The following is a 17867-nucleotide window of genomic DNA, read 5'->3' as shown; positions in this document are numbered from 1 at the left end:
GAAAGGAGTGCGTGCCATGTCTTTTGCTAACCCGAAGGTTGAAGTTGAGGTTAATCTGCCGCCGCGAGAATTGAGAGAGGATTTAGGGAAAGAAGAAAGCAATTTCAAAGAAATTACCAAGAGGTTTTTCAAGCATAAGCTAGCGGTTGTGGGCCTCGTTATTTTTACGATTATGGCAATAATCGCAGTGTTTGCGCCTGTTTTTGCTCCGCTCAGTCCTTATGATATCAAAGGAGAGTTTTCCTCAGCGCCTTCCTCAACACACATTCTAGGTACTGACCAGGTTGGGAGAGATTTATTAAGCCGCCTCATTTATGCATCACGAGTGTCCCTGTCAGTTGGCATTGGAGCCGTTGCCATTTACATAACGATTGGGACAATCCTCGGTGCCTTAGCTGGTTATTTTGGCAAGTGGGTTGATATGATCATCATGCGTTTAACAGATATATTTATGTCTTTTCCTTATTTAATGGTCATTCTTGTTCTTGTCAGTGTGGTAGGTCCCAGCCTTTTTAACATTATCCTAGTTATTGGACTCCTGGGCTGGCCGTCAGTGGCGCGCTTAGTCAGGGGATGCGTACTGTCAGTAAAAGAGATGGACTATATTAAATCCGGTGTTGCGCTTGGATATTCAGCTCCTAAAATTGTTTTTCAGCATATTTTGCCAAACTGTCTTGCGCCTATTCTAGTAAATGCAACGTTTGGAATTGCTTCTGCCATTATCCTTGAAACCTCGTTGAGTTTTCTGGGCATGGGAGTACAGCCGCCAGCTGCCAGTTGGGGAAACATGCTGACTGAGGCACAGTCCTTAACCGTGCTTGGCACGCAGCCCTGGCTTTGGATTCCGCCTGGTTTAATGATTATCCTGTCAGTTCTTTCGATTAATTTCATGGGTGACGGACTGCGTGATGCATTAGATCCGAAAAGCTTTAAATAAAATCAAAACGATTATAGTGAATATGGGGGGAAAACAATGAAGTTGATCAAAAATTCGATCTGTATGATTTTAAGTCTTTTGTTACTCGCAGCCTGCAGTGCGGGTGGAACAAGTACAACAAGCAGTGGTGGTTCAGGAGATAGCAGCATGTTCATTGGAATGGTAAATCCTCCTGTAACCTTTAATCCGATTAATTCTACTGATGTTGCTGCACAATTTCTTGAGAAATTTATGTTTGATACGTTTTTGGATATGGATGCGCCGCAAAGCTTCACACCAAAGCTTGCCGAATCATTTGAGACCACAGATCAACAAAATTACACCGTCAAGATTCAAAAGGATGCCAAGTGGTCTGATGGTGAACCTGTTACTGCTGCTGATGCAATTTTCACAATGAATCTTGTCGCAAATCCTAAAACGGAAACAAGCGTAGGTAACTTTCTCACCATTATTGATGGATTAGATGATAGCGGAAAGCTTCCGGAAGGTGAGACAGAGATCCCTTCAATTGAAGAAGTTGATGAAAAAACATTTACTTTTAAAACGAAACAGCCTGTTGACCCAAATATGGTAAAAGAGCAGCTGGGAGCTAAATTTATGATCTTGCCTAAGCATGTGCTGCAAGATGTAAAGCCTGAAGATCTGTCAAAAGATCCTTTCATGCAAAAGCCAACAGTTACAAATGGACCTTTCAATTTCGTCGTTTATAAGAAGGATCAGTACGTAGAATATGAAGCAAATGAAAATTATTATTTAGGTAAGCCAAAGCTTAATAAAATGTTTGTGAAAATAATGCCGGCAGCTAATATCGTTGCTCAATTGCAAACGGGAGAACTTAGCATGAACGCAGCGGGAGGAATAGGGAAGATCCCTGCAAATGACTATGAAACAGTAGAAAAGTTCCAAAATGTAACGACTAAATTTGAAAAAACATATGGCTATCAATCTATTATGTTCAACACAGAATCGGTTGCAGATCCGAAAATCAGGCAAGCTGTTGCTTATGCAATTGATCGTAAGGCGATTGTGGACAAGCTCCTGAAAGGTGAAGGCGAAATCGTTGATGGTCCCTATACCTCTGTCAGCCCGTATCTAGATAAAGACCTTAAGACGTATACGTATGATCCTGAGAAAGCAAAGCAGCTGTTAAAAGAAGCAGGATGGGATTTTAACAAGCCGTTAAACATCATCGTTCCGACGGGCAACAAGGTCCGTGAACAATCTGCAGATATTATTACTCAAGACTTGAAAGCGATAGGATTAAAAACAAACGTGACAACGTATGACTTCCCGACCTTGCTGGCAAAAGCCAAGGCAGGGGATTATGATGTTATGTTTATTGGATTTACGAATTCGCTTGATCCAGATATTTCCTCCATGTATAAGTCAAATGCGCCTTCAAATTATATGAAATACAACAGTGAAAAGAGTGATGAATTGCTGAATAAGGGGAAATCTGAGCCTGATGTGGAAAAAAGAAAAGAAATTTATTCAGAGCTGCAAAAGCTTTGGAATGAAGACCTGCCTGTTTTCACCTTGTATTCAGATAATGATTTTTCAGCTGTCAGCAAAGAAGTGAAAGAGGGAGAGCCTAAAGTATTTGGCTTTCATAAAAACCTTCAAAATTGGACGATGACAGGGTCCAATTAGCCTTTGAATCATTTTTTTATATGAAGTAAGAAATTTCAAGGAGGAGGCCGATCATGCAAGAGCAGCAAGCAGCTGAAAGAATATCGAATAAGGTTTCGAAAATGATTGAATCGAAGAAAGATATTTTCATATCGATAAGCGATCAAATATGGGAATATGCGGAGACACGCTTTGAAGAATATAAATCGGCAGAGCTTCTTTGTAAAACGCTTGAACAGCAAGGTTTTACAGTAGACAGAGGTGTTGGGAATATGGCTACCGCATTTATTGGAAGTTTTGGAGCAGATGGACCCATTGTTGCTATCTTGGGTGAATTCGATGCCCTCGCCGAGTTGAGTCAGAAAAAGGGGGTGGCGGATCATGATCCCGTCACTCAGGGAGGGAATGGACACGGATGCGGGCACAATTTACTTGGATCAGGTTCACTGGCCGCGGCAGTCGCTGTTAAAGAATTTATGGAAGCGAACAATCTGCCAGGAACAATCCGCTACTATGGTTGTCCTGGTGAGGAAGGCGGGTCCGGCAAAACCTTTATGGTCAGGGAAGGACTGTTTGCAGATGTCGATTATGCGCTGTGCTGGCATCCGGGAACGGGAAACGGTGTCATGAACGGCAGCTCTCTAGCTAACTATCAAGTTTATTTTAAATTCAAAGGCCGCTCGGCTCACGCAGCACAAAGCCCGCACACGGGGCGAAGCGCTCTCGACGCGGTTGCTATGATGAATGCCGGAGTCAATTATCTGAGGGAACATGTCATTCAGGATGCCAGATTGCATTATTCGATTACAAATACAGGTGGTTTTTCACCAAACGTTGTTCAGTCTGAAGCAGAAGTGCTTTATCTGGTTCGTGCGCCAAACGTCAGCCAAGTTGACGAGATTTATAAGAGAGTCTGCAAAATTGCCGAAGGAGCAGCACTGATGACTGAAACCGATCTTGAAATTATTTTTGATAAAGCCTGCTCCAATCTCATTCCTAATAACACGATTCAAAAGGTGCTGCATGAAAAGTTCATAGAGTTTGGAACACCCAAGTTTAATGAAGAAGATTTACAGTTTGCGAAAAACATCCGCGCAACGCTGACTGACGAGGATAAAACATTTGGCCTGTCTAAAGAAATGAAGAATAAGGATTTAGCTGATTCTGTCATCCCTTTGGACGTCACGGTGAACATTGCAGGCTCTACAGACGTTGGCGATGTAAGCTGGGTTGTGCCTACCGGACAGATTCAAACAGCATGCTTTGCTGCAGGCACAGCGTTTCATACATACCAAATTGTAGCGCAGGGTGCCATGCCGCTTGCTCATAAAGGCATGCTTCACGCAGGAAAAGTCATGGCAGCAGCAGCTCTTGAAATCTTAAACAGTCCTGAGTTAATCACTCTGGCAAAACAGGAGCTGGCTGGAAAAACCCAAGATGACCCTTATCGTAATCCAATACCAAATGATGTTGTTCCGTCCGCCAGAAAATAGAAAAGGAGAAATCGAATCATGAGTATCCCTTACTATGAACGTTTATCTCAGCTTATTGAAAAAAAGCGTGACCTATTCATTCACGTCAGTGACGAAATTTGGAGCTATGCCGAAACTCGATATGAAGAAGTTCAGTCTGCTGAACAAATGGCAGAAACATTGGAAATGGAAGGTTTTGAGGTTGAGAGGGAAGCAGGCGGCATATCAACGGCAGTTGTCGGAAGCTGCGGAAACGGAAGTCCTGTCATTGCGATTCTTGGGGAATATGATGCCCTGTTTAATCTAAGTCAGGAAAAAGGGATCTCACATAAATCTCCAATTGAAAATGAGGGGAACGGACACGGATGCGGGCATAATCTGCTTGGGACAGGTGCGCTTGCAGCGGCAGTTATATTAAAGGACTACATGCTGGAATCGGGTTTACAAGGTACAATCCGCTTTTACGGTTGTCCGGCTGAAGAAGGCGGCGGCGGAAAAGGGTTCATGGTCAGAGCGGGATTGTTTGACGACGTGGACGCAGCGCTGACATGGCATCCAGGATCCACTAACCATATTCAATCCTCAGGAAACTTAGCGACTTGCCAGATTTATTTCACTTTTAATGGGAGAAGCTCACATGCTGCAGCAAGCCCTCATTTAGGAAGAAGTGCATTAGATGCAGTCGAACTGATGAATTTAGGCGCCAATTTTTTAAGAGAGCATCTTATTCAGGATGCCAGGCTTCACTACGCCATTACGAACTCAGGCGGAAAATCGCCAAATGTTGTTCAGCCGTTTGCCGAAGTCTTGTACAAGCTTAGAGCTCCAGAATTTGCACAAGTGCAGGAGATATACGAAAGAGTGTTAAAAATTGCTGAAGGAGCAGCGTTAATGACGGAAACAGAGCTAGATGTCCGCTTTGATGCCGGTTCTTCCAATCTCGTATTAAATAAAACGCTGGAATCTGTCATGTTTGAAAACTTCCAAAAAATCGGTCTTCCGAATTTTACGGAACAAGAGCAAGACTTTGCCAAAGAAATTCAGTCAACTTTCTCTAAGGACACATCGTATCCTTATTTATCAGATGAACTAAAACCATACAAATATAATGAGGGTTTTTCTTATGGATCAACAGATGTCGGAGATGTCAGCTGGCTTGTGCCAACCGCACAGTGTTCAGTTGTCACAGCTGCTGTAGGAACTCCTTTTCATACGTGGCAGGTTGTTTCACAGGGGGGAATGAGCATCGGTCATAAAGGCATGCTTCATGCAGGGAAAGTACTTGCTGCGACAGCTGTTGATTTGCTTGTTCACCCAGGGAAAGTGAAGGAAGCCAAAGAAGAACATGCAAGAGCACTAAACGGAAGGCACTATCTTTCGCCGCTTGCAGCTGAAGCAGAACCACAGCCGATCGCAAGTGTTATTTTCTAACGAAGTTCAACTTCGATTCTTCACTCAGTTATTTAAAGAAATTGGGGAAATGTACTTCATTTTAGGCGGAATTCCAATTATGAGCGTTTTAATAATGAGGATATCGTATAGGGTTAGGAGGTAATTGGAAAAAAGAAAGTAAAATACTGCATTTAGAAAGTATTTCTTAATTTTTTTCAAGTAAATAGGACGATTTGGAAAGTAATTACCCTGTATTGGAAAGTAAATGGATTATTTGACGGAATCTTGATTGACACGTGCCCCATCAATTGTAAAATATAAAAATGCCCGCTCCGATCATCTTAGATGAGCGGAACGGGCATTAATCTTAGCTTTTTAAACCAACCGCTTCCCTATTTTGACTCACATAAAAACTCCCCTTAGAAAGCTTCACTGTCACATCGGAAATCGCCGCAATATTTTGATCATGGGTGACAACAATAATACATTTATCTTCCTTATGGGCAAGGTCTTGAAAGAGGCGGACAATGTCTTTGGCTGTGTCCTCATCTAAATTCCCCGTTGGCTCGTCTGCAATGATTAATTCAGATTGACAGGAAAGCGCCCTCGCGATGGAGACGCGCTGCTGCTGTCCTCCGCTTAAGGTCAGCACTTTTTGTCTTGCCTGTTTCTCGGAAATGCCAACTTTCTCTAAGATCTGCAAAGCAAATTCATTTTTGTTTGGCTGGGCCGATCCAGTGATCTCCATAGCCGTCGTGACATTCTGAAGGGCTGTCATATAAGGCAGGAGGTTATAGGATTGAAAAACGATCGATACATATTTATTGCGAAAGTTTGAAAGGCCGATTTTCTTAATGTTTTTGCCTTCATATAATACGGAGCCTTCTTTCGCGACGTCAAGTGCGCTTGCGAGTGCGAGAAAGGTTGTTTTTCCTGAACCTGATGGTCCGACAATAGTATAGAAGCTTCCTTTGTTAAAACCAATGGAAATATCGTTCAAAATCACATGTTTTTTATTTTCATGATGGTACCAGTAGCTGACATTTTCAAATTGCAGCAGATTAGTCATGTATTGTTCCTCCTTAGTCTTGTTTCGTTAAGATTGTTTTTGGCTGAAGTCTCAAAACAGATAAAGCTGGAATTAGTGCTGAAATAATAGCGATTAACAGCCCTATGCCAAAGAGAATGCCTAAGTCCTCTCCGGTCACTTCAATTTGAAGTTCATCAATCGGATCTGCATCTGCAGCAGACTGCTGCATGCCAAACGGTCCGCCCATTCCCATGCCGCCTCGTCCGCCACCGAATGAAGCAGGGTTTGATGCGGTTTCTTCTGTTTGAGTAAGCTCCTGAGACAGCAGCTGATCTCCGAACTGTTTTGCCACAGCTTGACCGGTTACGGATGAAACGCCAAGAGCCAGAACAGCGATAATTAAAATTTCAAACAAGAATTGACCTACTAGCTTCCACTTCTTTTCCCCAATCGCAAGCAGGACGCCCATTTCATATTTGCGTTCACGAATAGACATCATAATGATGAGGCCTAAAATGACTGCACCGGCAATGGTTACTAAATACACAACATTTTTTGAAAAAGAGGCTACATTATTAATCGGACCGATCATTTGCTGATATGTCTGATCATTGGCATCCAATTTGAACGTTTCAAAATCGATGCTGCTGTTTTCTTTTGCCTCATCCACGAAGCTGTCAATTTTCTCAGGATCGTTCATGTAATAAACTGCCTGATCAATGGTTCCTTCGTAATCAGCTCCCTTAAGAGCAGTTGCTGCTGTATATGGAACATAAAGCAGGTTGTATGGATTCATAGCTGTGACGTTTCTGCCTCCAAGATCTGAGCCTGCAGAGGCAGTTTCGTAGATTCCCACAATCTCAAGTTCTAATGATGTCTCTTCATCAGCAGTTGATTGCACAGTGACCTTATCGCCAACTGCTAACTCATTTTCTTCAGCGAGTGTTTTTTCTATGACCGTTACCTTTTTCTCTAAATCTTCATCTGTCAGGTGGCGGCCTTCTACAATAGCAGATTCACTGTTTAAGAAGGATTGGACAGAATCCGTAAACATGACACCCTGCAGTGTAAGATCAGCGGCAGCCATTGCCCCGCCTCCCATTCTGCCCGGAGCAGCTTCTTCTGTTTCTGCAGCATCCGCGGATTCATTTTCGATTGGCTCGAAGTCCGCTGCTGTTCCAAATGTAGAGGATAAGAAGTTATAGCCTTTTACTTGTGAATAGGAGGTCAGCTCCTCAGCTGATTCTTCCTGTATGGGAACAGGCTGAAAGCGAACTCTCTCGCCTTCTTCCGTACTTTCGCTGCGCTGCTGTTCCATCAGTTTTTCCATGTCGACATTAAGAGTCACTTCGCCTCCAAGCGACTCTCTCGCAAGCACACTTGATTTTTCAGCAGCTGACTGAATTGACAGCCCTGATAGGACAAACACGCAAATGACAGTAAAAATAAAGACTTGCAGCAGGCTTTTTCCTGCACGTGCTTTCACACTTAAAAAACCGCGTTTCATAAAATTCATTTTATTACTCCTTTGTATTAGAATAAGTACACTAGTTTTTCTATAATGTTCTCGGTGTCCAGCTCCACTACTAACCCTTCGGTCAGAACAGATTCACCAAAAAAATCAAAACCGGACTTTTCCGGTGAATCCTTATCTGCCTGTCGGGGCTAAACAGCAGGTTCCACTTTTCTTAGAATAGTAGTTAGAAATGAACAAACTATGTCTAAACTATTTCTTAACCTTTAAAAAACAGGGAAGAATTTAGAAAACTGTTGCGAAACATGGAAATTCACTTTACTTTGAAAAGAAAGTCATATTTTTGGATGGTGTAAATATGAAGGTTTTAGTCATAGAAGATAATCAGAGTGTCAGTGCAATGCTTGAGATGTTTTTTTCAAAAGAAGGCATCCAGGGTGCTTTTATAAATGATGGGCTTGAAGGCTACAATGTATTTAAACGCGAAGACTGGGACGTGCTGATTATTGATTGGATGCTGCCGGGGATGGACGGGGTTACCCTTTGCAGAAAGATCAGGGAAGAGAAGAGCTCCGTTCCGATTATTATGCTGACAGCAAAGGACAGCGAATCTGATCAGGTTCTTGGGCTTGAAATGGGAGCCGATGATTATGTGACGAAGCCATTCAGCCCGCTTGCACTTATGGCGAGGATTAAAGCAGTGTCCCGCAGGCACTCAGTCTCGCATGCACCTAAAAAAGAGACAGGCAGTCTTGAAACAGCTTATTTCAAAATCAGCAAACAAACACGAGAGGTCTTGCTTGAAAATAAAAAGGTCGAAAACTTAACGCCAAAAGAATTTGATCTCCTTTTTTATTTTGCGGAGCATCCCCGGCAGGTTTTTTCGCGAGAGCAGCTGCTTGAACGGGTTTGGGGCTATCAATTTTACGGGGATGAACGAACGGTAGACGTTCATATTAAACGATTGCGGGCTAAGCTGGGCTCGCAAACCAGGCCTTTTTTCCATACCGTATGGGGAGTGGGCTATAAGTTTGATGAAACGGTAGATCCGAATGAGAATTAAGTATATTTATCAGCTGTTTTTAAGTCATATCAGCATTCTGATCATTGCTTTTATGATCTTGAGTCTTGTTGTAGCCCAATATGCGGAATCCTTTGTTTATGAAGACAAGGTGGAAGAACTTGAGCAGTATGGCAACAGAATTTTAACAGACGTGCAAAATAACAGAGGAGAGCGCGCTTTGAAAGAGTATGAGCAGGTGCTCAGTGCGAGAGGCATACGGTTTAGTCTTTTTGATGATAAAGGAATGATTTTCTATCCGTATGCAGGGAACGCTCCAAGGTTTCAGCCGACAGAAGAAGAATGGCAGAATCTAAAGGAAGGCGAGAGAATCGTCGTTAAGCATGAAATCAAACGCTTTAACCAGGAGGTTTCTTTAGTTGCCCTGCCGTATCTTGAAAACGGCAATCTTTCAGGAGGAATTCTGTTAGTTTCGCCGATTAAAGGTTCCAGAGAGACAATCAGCGAGATTAACCGCTATCTTTTATATACTATTTTAATCTCCTTATCCGTTTCACTTTTGTTAAGCTGGTTTCTATCAAACGTTCATGTAAAAAGAATTCAGCGGATCCGAAACGCAACCTCAATGATTGCGGAAGGGAAATACGATATTTCGGTGCCATCGTCCAACATAGATGAAATCGGCGAGCTTGCGAACGATTTTAATAATATGGCGGAGCAGCTGAAGCAATCAAATCAGGAAATCGAAAGTTTAGAGAATAGAAGAAGAAAATTTATGGCGGATGTCTCTCATGAACTAAGGACTCCTTTAACAACAATCAGCGGAGTAATTGAAGGGCTTAAAAATAACATGATTGAAGAGGGCGAAAAGGAGAAAGGCATCCAGCTTGTCAGTCAGGAAGCAAAACGCCTGATCAGACTCGTGAATGAAAACCTGGATTATGAAAAAATCCGCTCCAATCAGGTGAAGCTTTTCAAAGAAGAAATTCAGCTTACAGAGGCATTTGAAATTATTAAAGAGCATTTATTTTTTCAGGCAGAGGAAAAACAGGTGGAATTAAAGATTGATGGGAATGAAGAAATAACGGTCTTTGCTGATTATGACCGCCTCATTCAAATCTTAATTAATATTACAAAAAACAGTATTCAATTTACAGAGAGCGGGACCGTTTGGCTGCGCGGAAAAAAGGGATATAAGGAAACAATTATTGAAATAGAAGACACCGGTATCGGGATGGACCCCAAAGAGGTTGAATCTATATGGCAGCGTTTTTATAAGGCGGATATGTCCAGAACCGGCCATCAATTTGGCGAATTCGGTTTGGGATTATCAATTGTTAAACAGCTTGTTCACCTGCATCAGGGAGAAATCGTGATTGATAGCAGGAAGGATCACGGCACCAAATTCATCCTGAAATTTCCTGATAAAAAACATGATTTATAATTGTTAATAATTTAGACATAATTACTTGATAAACTAGTAAAAACAATGCAGTAGGAGGAAAAAAACATGAAGAAGAAGGATACAGCATTTATTATTATCGGTGCGCTAGTGATGGCTGCAGTGAATGTGCTCTTTTTTACAGCACCTGTGTAAGCATGAGAAAGTCCAGAGTGAAATTGTTCTATTGCTCCAAATATGATATATTTCAAACGAAGTAAACTTTGTGAGGGTAATGTAAATGAACATAGATAAAGAAATATCAAAGAGACGGACTTTCGCCATCATCTCCCATCCGGATGCGGGAAAGACGACGTTAACAGAGAAATTATTATATTTCGGTAAAGTCATCCGTGAAGCAGGTACGGTTAAAGGGAAGAAGACCGGCAAATTTGCGGCTTCTGACTGGATGGAAATTGAAAAGAAACGCGGAATTTCTGTTACATCAAGTGTAATGAGCTTTCCATACCATGATTTCCACGTAAACATTCTGGACACTCCAGGACATGAGGATTTCAGTGAAGACACATACCGTACGCTTACGGCAGTAGACAGCGTAGTGATGATCATCGACTCTACAAAAGGGGTCGAGCCCCAAACGATCAAGCTTTTCAAAGTCTGCCGCATGAGAGGCATCCCTATTTTTACATTTATTAATAAGCTGGACCGCGAAGGAAAAGATCCGCTTGAGCTTCTTTCTGAAATTGAGGAAGTGCTTGGAATTGAATCCTATCCGATGAACTGGCCGATTGGCATGGGCAAGCGATTCCTTGGGATTATTGACCGCGAGCAGCATACAGTCGTTCAATTTAAAGGAAACGAGCAGGAAGAGATAATTCCTTCAGATGAAGTAGATGCAACCGAAATTGGGAGTCATCCAACTTATTTGGAAACGAAGGATGAGCTTGAACTTCTTGAGGAAGCGGGCAATCAATTCGACGCTGACCGTGTTAAGCGCGGGGAATTAACCCCTGTTTTCTTCGGAAGTGCGCTTGCTAACTTTGGTGTAAAATCATTTTTTGATGTGTTTTTACAGTATGCCGTTCCTCCGCAGCCGAGAAGAACAAATCAGGGCTTCATTGCACCTGAGACAGAAGAATTCTCTGGCTATATCTTTAAAATTCAAGCCAACATGAACCCTGCCCACCGCGACCGCATCGCCTTTCTTCGGGTGTGCTCAGGACGATTTGAGCGCGGCATGAGCGTACAGCTGAGCAGAACGAATAAAACGCTTAAGCTGAACCAGACGCAGGTGTTTATGGCTAAAGACCGAGAAACGGTTGATGAAGCATTCGCTGGCGACATCATCGGAATCTATGATCCGAACGTTTACCAAATCGGTGATACACTGACGGTCGGAAAAGAAGGCTATCATTATGATGAGCTTCCGCAGTTTCCGCCGGAGATGTTTAAAAAGGTGCGCGTGAAAAACGTCATGAAGGCAAAGCAGTTCCGTAAAGGAATTGACCAGCTGGTTCAAGAAGGGGCCATTCAGTATTTCCGTCAGGATTCAACGGACGACATCATCCTTGGCGCTGTCGGACAGCTTCAATATGAGGTATTTGAATACCGTATGAGAGCCGAGTACAACGTTGAGATCGAATTTGTTCCTATGGGCGACCGCATCCCAAGATGGATCGGCAATGAAAAATTCGAAAAACGTTTCTTTGATTCAAGAAGCCTGCTCGTGCGCGACCGCAATGATCAATATGCTGTCCTCTTTGAAAATGATTTTACCTTCAGGCATTTTAAAGAAAATCATAAAGAGATTGAACTTATCGATCTTCTGCAGGAAAACGACTACCAAAGCTTTTCTGCTTCAGAGAAGTAAGCAGGAGCTGATTCCATGTTACTAAAAGCCGTTCTGGCCCTGACTCTGCCTTTTATTATTTTGACTTTGTTTGCCAGAGTCTCATATAATCACTACGTTGCGACTGTCCTGACCATTGCTCTTTTAGCTGCAGCTTATTCGAAAGGGTATATGGAATCATGGATTATCATAGTACTGGATGCGATATCTGTCGCCGCAGGATTTTTGTATGCTGCGAAAATGGCAAGACGCACAAGACGTGAAAAAACGAATTGAGATTTGAACCTGTTCCCTTTGGGAGCGGGTTTTTTTTACACCATAATTTGTATAGTTTCCAGCATTTATGATTAGCTCCATCGCCCAACTCCACGGTCATAAGCAGTTGTTCACATTTGTACGGGATTATTTTGGTAAGTCTCGTAATTAATCCGTAAAGTCTCGGAATTAATTTTAAAAGTCTTGGAATAAAGTTAGAAAGTCTCGGAATATGTTGGGAAAGTCCTGCTTGTTGAAAAGAGCACTTTTAACAGTAAGCGGGTACTAAATTGCTGGGCGTGAGGTTGCTCTCGGTTTACCAGCTGCCCAAAAAAGGTAATGAAAAAGATAAGCCAGGCATTTAAATAGAAAAATCCGGCGATAATGATAGAATCAAAATGTCGAAAGAAACATGCGAACTATAGTTCGTATTTTTGGTGATTTTCCACCTGTTTATGGTAAAATATAAATACTGATTACATATGAATGGAGGTCCTCCTGTTGAGCGATCGTTTTGATTTAATCTCGAATTATAAGCCAGAGGGCGATCAGCCCGAGGCGATAAAAAAGCTAGTCCAGGGCATAAAAGAAGGGAAGAAGCATCAGACGCTTCTTGGTGCTACAGGTACAGGGAAGACGTTCACCGTTTCAAACGTCATCCAGGAAGTAAACAAACCGACGCTGATTATTGCTCATAATAAAACATTGGCAGGACAATTATACAGCGAATTTAAAGAGTTTTTTCCAAATAACGCAGTAGAATACTTCGTCAGCTACTATGATTATTATCAGCCGGAGGCCTATGTGCCGCAGACCGATACATTCATCGAAAAAGACGCAAGCATTAATGATGAAATAGATAAGCTCAGACACTCCGCAACAGCCTCTTTATTTGAGCGTAGGGATGTTATTATCATCGCGAGTGTCTCGTGCATTTACGGCTTGGGTTCACCTGAAGAATACCGTGATCTGGTGGTTTCTCTTCGCACAGGCATGGAGATTGAACGCAATCAGCTGCTCAGAAGACTTGTTGATGTGCAGTATGAAAGAAATGATATCGACTTTAAACGCGGGACGTTCAGAGTGCGCGGTGATGTAGTCGAGATTTTTCCTGCTTCAAGAGATGAGCAGTGCATCAGGGTTGAGTTTTTCGGCGATGAAATTGACCGTATTAGAGAAGTGGATGCTTTAACAGGCGAAATCAAAGGAGAACGCGAGCATGTCTCGATCTTCCCTGCATCCCACTTCGTCACCCGCGAGGAAAAGCTGAAGGTTGCGATTACAAATATTGAACAGGAGCTTGATGAACGGCTGAAAGAGCTTCATGAGAATGGAAAGCTGTTAGAAGCGCAGCGCCTTGAACAGCGTACCCGCTATGATCTTGAAATGATGCGGGAAATGGGCTTTTGTTCAGGAATTGAAAACTACTCAAGACACCTGACGCTTCGCCCGGCAGGTTCCACTCCTTATACATTGCTTGATTTCTTTCCTGAAGATTTCATGATTGTCGTGGATGAGTCCCACGTTACCATGCCTCAGATCAGAGGGATGTATAACGGTGACCAGGCAAGAAAACAGGTTCTCGTTGACCACGGGTTCCGCCTGCCTTCAGCGAAAGATAACCGTCCGCTTCAATTTGACGAGTTTGAAAAGCATATCAATAACATCCTGTTTGTATCGGCTACTCCTGGCCCGTATGAGCTTGACCATACACCTGAAATGGTTCAGCAAATCATTCGCCCGACAGGACTTCTTGACCCGACAATTGATGTGAGACCGATTCAGGGTCAGATTGATGACCTGATTGGGGAAATTCAGGCAAGGACAGAACGCAATGAACGTGTCCTTATCACAACATTAACGAAGAAAATGTCGGAGGACCTGACGGATTATCTGAAGGACATAGGCATCAAAGTTAACTACCTGCATTCTGAAATCAAAACACTGGAGCGGATTGAAATCATCCGTGAGCTGCGGCTTGGTAAGTATGACGTTCTAGTCGGAATCAACCTTTTAAGAGAAGGTCTTGATATTCCTGAAGTATCACTAGTTGCTATTTTGGATGCAGACAAGGAAGGGTTCCTGAGATCTGAGAGATCGCTGATCCAGACTATTGGACGTGCGGCAAGAAACTCAAATGGACACGTTATTATGTATGCTGACAAAATGACCAAATCAATGGAAATTGCATTGAATGAAACGAAACGGCGCCGTGAAACGCAGGAGGCTTTTAATAAAAAACATGGCATTGAGCCAAAAACGATACAGAAAAAAATTCGCGAGGGTATACGGGCTACGATTGCACCAGAGGACGGGGAAGAATTCGATGCACAAGTTCCAAAGCTCGGCAAGCTGACGAAGAAAGAACGCGAAAAGGTGATCGGACAAATGGAAGCAGAGATGAAAGAGGCAGCAAAAGGCTTGAACTTCGAGCGTGCAGCTGAGCTTCGCGATCTGATTTTAGAGCTAAAAGCGGAAGGATGAAACTAGAATGGCTATTGATAAAATTATTGTGAAAGGTGCGCGAGCTCACAATTTAAAAAATATAGATGTGACGATTCCGCGGGATAAGCTTGTTGTTCTGACTGGCTTATCCGGTTCAGGAAAATCGTCGCTTGCGTTTGATACGATTTATGCAGAAGGCCAGCGCAGATATGTTGAATCTCTTTCTGCTTATGCCCGGCAGTTTCTTGGTCAAATGGATAAACCGGACGTTGATTCAATTGAAGGACTTTCACCGGCGATTTCTATAGATCAGAAAACAACGAGCCGAAATCCTCGTTCAACGGTAGGGACCGTGACAGAAATCTATGACTACCTGAGACTTCTTTTTGCGCGTGTCGGCAGACCGACCTGTCCGAATCATGACATTGAAATCTCATCACAGACGATTGAGCAAATGGTCGACCGGATTTTAGAGTATCCTGAGCGAACAAAGCTTCAGGTGCTTGCACCGATTGTCTCCGGCCGAAAAGGAACACATGCAAAGGTGTTTGAAGATATCAAAAAGCAAGGTTATGTCAGGGTTCGCGTAAACGGGGAAATGATGGAGATCGGTGATGAGATCACTCTTGAGAAAAACAAGAAACACAGCATTGAGGTAGTGATTGACCGGATCGTCATTAAAGAAGGAATCGCTGCGCGCCTTGCAGATTCCCTTGAAGCTGCACTTGGCCTTGGTGAAGGCAGAGTCATGATTGATGTAATTGGAGAAGAAGAGCTTCTTTTCAGTGAGCATCACGCTTGTCCGCTTTGCGGATTTTCAATCGGCGAGCTGGAACCGAGAATGTTTTCGTTCAACAGTCCGTTTGGCGCATGTAATGAGTGTGACGGCCTTGGAACGAAGCTTGAAGTCGATGTAGACTTAGTACTTCCAAACAAGGATTTATCATTAAAGCAGCATGCGCTGGCACCATGGGAACCGACGAGCTCTCAATATTACCCTCAGCTGCTTGAGGCTGTGTGCAATCATTACGGCATCCCGATGGATGTTCCTGTAAAAGAAATCCCATCCCACTTGCTGGACAAGGTTTTATACGGCAGCGGAAACGATGAAATTTACTTTCGCTATGAAAATGACTTCGGTCAGGTGCGTGAAAATTATATTCTGTTTGAAGGCGTCATCCGCAACGTAGAGCGCCGCTATAAAGAAACAAGCTCAGACTACATCCGTGAGCAGATGGAAAAATATATGGCTCAGCAGGCATGCCCTAAGTGTAAAGGGCATCGTTTAAAAAAAGAAAGCCTGTCTGTGCTTGTTGATGGCAATCACATTGGAAATGTCACTTCTTTATCTGTTCATGAAGCAATCGATTTCTTTGAAAAGGTCAATCTTACGGAAAAAGAAATGCAGATTGCAAGACTGATTTTAAGAGAGCTTGAAGAGAGGCTTGGCTTTTTAAACAATGTCGGTCTTGATTACCTGTCTTTGAGCCGTGCTGCAGGAACACTCTCAGGCGGGGAGGCTCAGCGAATCAGGCTTGCTACTCAGATTGGTTCAAGATTAACAGGTGTTCTGTATATACTTGACGAGCCTTCTATCGGGCTTCATCAGCGTGACAATGACAGGCTGATTCAAACGCTCCAAAGCATGAGGGATATCGGGAATACTCTGATCGTTGTTGAACATGATGAAGACACGATGCTTGCTGCGGATTATTTAATTGATATAGGTCCCGGTGCAGGGGTTCACGGAGGGGAGATTATTTCTGAAGGGACACCTGAATACGTGATGAATGATAAGAATTCATTAACCGGACAATACTTATCAGGCAAAAAATTCATTCCCCTGCCGGTTGAACGCCGGAAGCCGGATGGACGTTTCATCGAGATAAAGGGCGCAAGCGAAAATAACCTGAAAAACGTTTCAACGAAGTTTCCGCTTGGCACATTTGTGGCCGTTACAGGCGTATCGGGATCTGGTAAAAGTACGCTTGTAAACGAAATCCTTCATAAATCTCTTGCTCAAAAGCTGAACAAAGCAAAAACGAAGCCTGGCGAGCACAAAGAAATTAAAGGAATTGAAGAGCTTGATAAGGTGATCGATATCGATCAATCGCCAATCGGACGGACACCCCGTTCCAACCCCGCGACTTATACAGGTGTTTTTGATGATATTCGCGACGTCTTTGCTACAACAAACGAAGCGAAGGTGCGCGGCTATAAAAAAGGCCGATTTAGCTTTAACGTAAAAGGCGGACGCTGCGAGGCATGCCGAGGTGATGGAATCATCAAGATTGAAATGCATTTCCTTCCTGATGTCTATGTCCCATGCGAGGTCTGCCATGGAAAACGGTATAACCGCGAAACTCTTGAAGTGAAATACAAAAACAAAAATATTGCTGACATTTTAGAAATGACCGTAGAAGATGCAGTGGGATTCTTCGAAAATATTCCAAAAATCAGCCGAAAGCTCCAAACCATTTATGATGTTGGCCTCGGCTATATTACACTTGGTCAGCCTGCAACAACGCTGTCTGGAGGAGAAGCGCAGCGTGTGAAGCTTGCTTCAGAGCTGCATCGCCGTTCAACAGGACGTTCCCTTTACATTCTGGATGAACCGACAACCGGCTTGCATGTAGACGACATTGCAAGACTCTTGAAAGTGCTTCAGCGTCTCGTCGAGAATGGAGATACTGTTTTAGTGATTGAGCATAATCTTGATGTCATTAAAGCAGCCGATTATCTAATCGATCTTGGACCGGAAGGCGGAGATCACGGCGGGCAAATCGTTGCAACGGGAACTCCGGAACAAGTTGCTAAGGTAGAAGGTTCATATACAGGGAAGTATTTAAAGCCTATCTTAACAAGAGACCGCGACCGGATGAAAAAGGCAATCAAGGAAAAAGAAGCTGTAGCTAAAGCATAAATGGGAGACCCTTAACAGATTTAGTTAAGGGTCTTTTT

The 17867-nt window shown here is 43.1% G+C and carries 12 protein-coding genes; 10 read left to right on the top strand and 2 right to left on the bottom strand.

What is annotated here, in order from left to right; all coding sequences use genetic code 11:
* The first annotated feature begins 16 nt into the window (after positions 1-16).
* The 4 genes from opp4C to K8L98_RS22885 are packed head-to-tail and all read left to right on the top strand — an operon-like array spanning position 17 to position 5469.
* Positions 17-937 carry an oligopeptide ABC transporter permease gene (gene opp4C, locus K8L98_RS22900; RefSeq protein ID WP_223438370.1) on the top strand — a complete coding sequence of 307 codons (921 nt, stop codon included), beginning with the start codon at positions 17-19 and terminating at the stop codon, positions 935-937.
* Between the two features lie 36 nt (positions 938-973).
* Complete coding sequence (locus K8L98_RS22895; protein ID WP_223438368.1) at positions 974-2587, top strand: ABC transporter substrate-binding protein; 1614 nt, start codon at positions 974-976, stop codon at positions 2585-2587.
* A gap of 53 nt (positions 2588-2640) precedes the next feature.
* Positions 2641-4059, top strand: a complete 1419-nt coding sequence (locus tag K8L98_RS22890) for a M20 family metallopeptidase (protein WP_223438366.1) — start codon at positions 2641-2643, stop codon at positions 4057-4059.
* A gap of 18 nt (positions 4060-4077) precedes the next feature.
* Positions 4078-5469: a M20 family metallopeptidase gene (locus K8L98_RS22885; RefSeq protein WP_223438364.1), complete on the top strand. Its 1392-nt coding sequence runs from the start codon at positions 4078-4080 to the stop codon at positions 5467-5469.
* Positions 5470-5797: 328 nt separating this feature from the next.
* On the opposite strand, the gene K8L98_RS22880 is transcribed toward K8L98_RS22885, so the two are convergent.
* Together K8L98_RS22880 and K8L98_RS22875 are read right to left on the bottom strand one after the other, a co-directional pair.
* Positions 5798-6499 (bottom strand): ABC transporter ATP-binding protein, encoded by a 702-nt coding sequence (locus tag K8L98_RS22880; RefSeq protein ID WP_223438362.1) that lies wholly within the window; start codon positions 6497-6499, stop codon positions 5798-5800.
* Between the two features lie 13 nt (positions 6500-6512).
* A complete protein-coding gene (locus tag K8L98_RS22875; RefSeq protein ID WP_223438360.1) occupies positions 6513-7976 on the bottom strand; it encodes an ABC transporter permease in 1464 nt (487 codons plus the stop codon).
* A 316-nt stretch (positions 7977-8292) separates the two neighbouring features.
* On the opposite strand from K8L98_RS22875, the gene K8L98_RS22870 reads away from it, so the two are divergent.
* The 6 genes from K8L98_RS22870 to uvrA all read left to right on the top strand — a co-directional run bounded on the left by K8L98_RS22870 (position 8293) and on the right by uvrA (position 17829).
* The gene (locus K8L98_RS22870) at positions 8293-8997 is read left to right on the top strand and encodes a response regulator transcription factor (RefSeq protein ID WP_223438358.1); all 705 of its coding nucleotides are present in this window, start codon (positions 8293-8295) and stop codon (positions 8995-8997) included.
* Positions 8987-10399: a HAMP domain-containing sensor histidine kinase gene (locus K8L98_RS22865; protein ID WP_223438356.1), complete on the top strand. Its 1413-nt coding sequence runs from the start codon at positions 8987-8989 to the stop codon at positions 10397-10399. The genes K8L98_RS22870 and K8L98_RS22865 overlap by 11 nt, the downstream gene beginning before the upstream one ends.
* Before the next feature lie 238 nt (positions 10400-10637).
* Entirely contained in the window at positions 10638-12227 is a 1590-nt protein-coding gene (locus K8L98_RS22860; protein ID WP_223438354.1) for a peptide chain release factor 3, read from the top strand.
* Positions 12228-12242: 15 nt separating this feature from the next.
* Positions 12243-12482, top strand: coding sequence for a CsbA family protein (locus K8L98_RS22855; protein ID WP_223438345.1), 240 nt, complete (start codon positions 12243-12245; stop codon positions 12480-12482).
* Positions 12483-12962: 480 nt separating this feature from the next.
* Positions 12963-14945 (top strand): excinuclease ABC subunit UvrB, encoded by a 1983-nt coding sequence (gene uvrB / locus K8L98_RS22850; protein ID WP_223438343.1) that lies wholly within the window; start codon positions 12963-12965, stop codon positions 14943-14945.
* A gap of 7 nt (positions 14946-14952) precedes the next feature.
* The gene (uvrA, locus tag K8L98_RS22845; protein ID WP_223438340.1) at positions 14953-17829 is read left to right on the top strand and encodes an excinuclease ABC subunit UvrA; all 2877 of its coding nucleotides are present in this window, start codon (positions 14953-14955) and stop codon (positions 17827-17829) included.
* The last annotated feature ends 38 nt before the right edge of the window (positions 17830-17867 follow it).

The sequence above is a fragment of the Metabacillus dongyingensis genome, from assembly GCF_019933155.2.
Taxonomy (GTDB): domain Bacteria; phylum Bacillota; class Bacilli; order Bacillales; family Bacillaceae; genus Bacillus_P; species Bacillus_P dongyingensis.
This window is presented reverse-complemented; position numbering and strand designations above follow the sequence as displayed.

Excerpts from the sequence above, each read along its gene's own strand:
- opp4C (WP_223438370.1), top strand. The coding sequence starts at position 17 with ATGTCTTTTGCTAACCCGAAGGTTGAAGTTGAGGTTAATCTGCCGCCG.
- K8L98_RS22895 (WP_223438368.1), top strand. The coding sequence starts at position 974 with ATGAAGTTGATCAAAAATTCGATCTGTATGATTTTAAGTCTTTTGTTA.
- K8L98_RS22890 (WP_223438366.1), top strand. The coding sequence starts at position 2,641 with ATGCAAGAGCAGCAAGCAGCTGAAAGAATATCGAATAAGGTTTCGAAA.
- K8L98_RS22885 (WP_223438364.1), top strand. The coding sequence starts at position 4,078 with ATGAGTATCCCTTACTATGAACGTTTATCTCAGCTTATTGAAAAAAAG.
- K8L98_RS22880 (WP_223438362.1), bottom strand. The coding sequence starts at position 6,499 with ATGACTAATCTGCTGCAATTTGAAAATGTCAGCTACTGGTACCATCAT.
- K8L98_RS22875 (WP_223438360.1), bottom strand. The coding sequence starts at position 7,976 with ATGAATTTTATGAAACGCGGTTTTTTAAGTGTGAAAGCACGTGCAGGA.
- K8L98_RS22870 (WP_223438358.1), top strand. The coding sequence starts at position 8,293 with ATGAAGGTTTTAGTCATAGAAGATAATCAGAGTGTCAGTGCAATGCTT.
- K8L98_RS22865 (WP_223438356.1), top strand. The coding sequence starts at position 8,987 with ATGAGAATTAAGTATATTTATCAGCTGTTTTTAAGTCATATCAGCATT.
- K8L98_RS22860 (WP_223438354.1), top strand. The coding sequence starts at position 10,638 with ATGAACATAGATAAAGAAATATCAAAGAGACGGACTTTCGCCATCATC.
- K8L98_RS22855 (WP_223438345.1), top strand. The coding sequence starts at position 12,243 with ATGTTACTAAAAGCCGTTCTGGCCCTGACTCTGCCTTTTATTATTTTG.
- uvrA (WP_223438340.1), top strand. The coding sequence starts at position 14,953 with ATGGCTATTGATAAAATTATTGTGAAAGGTGCGCGAGCTCACAATTTA.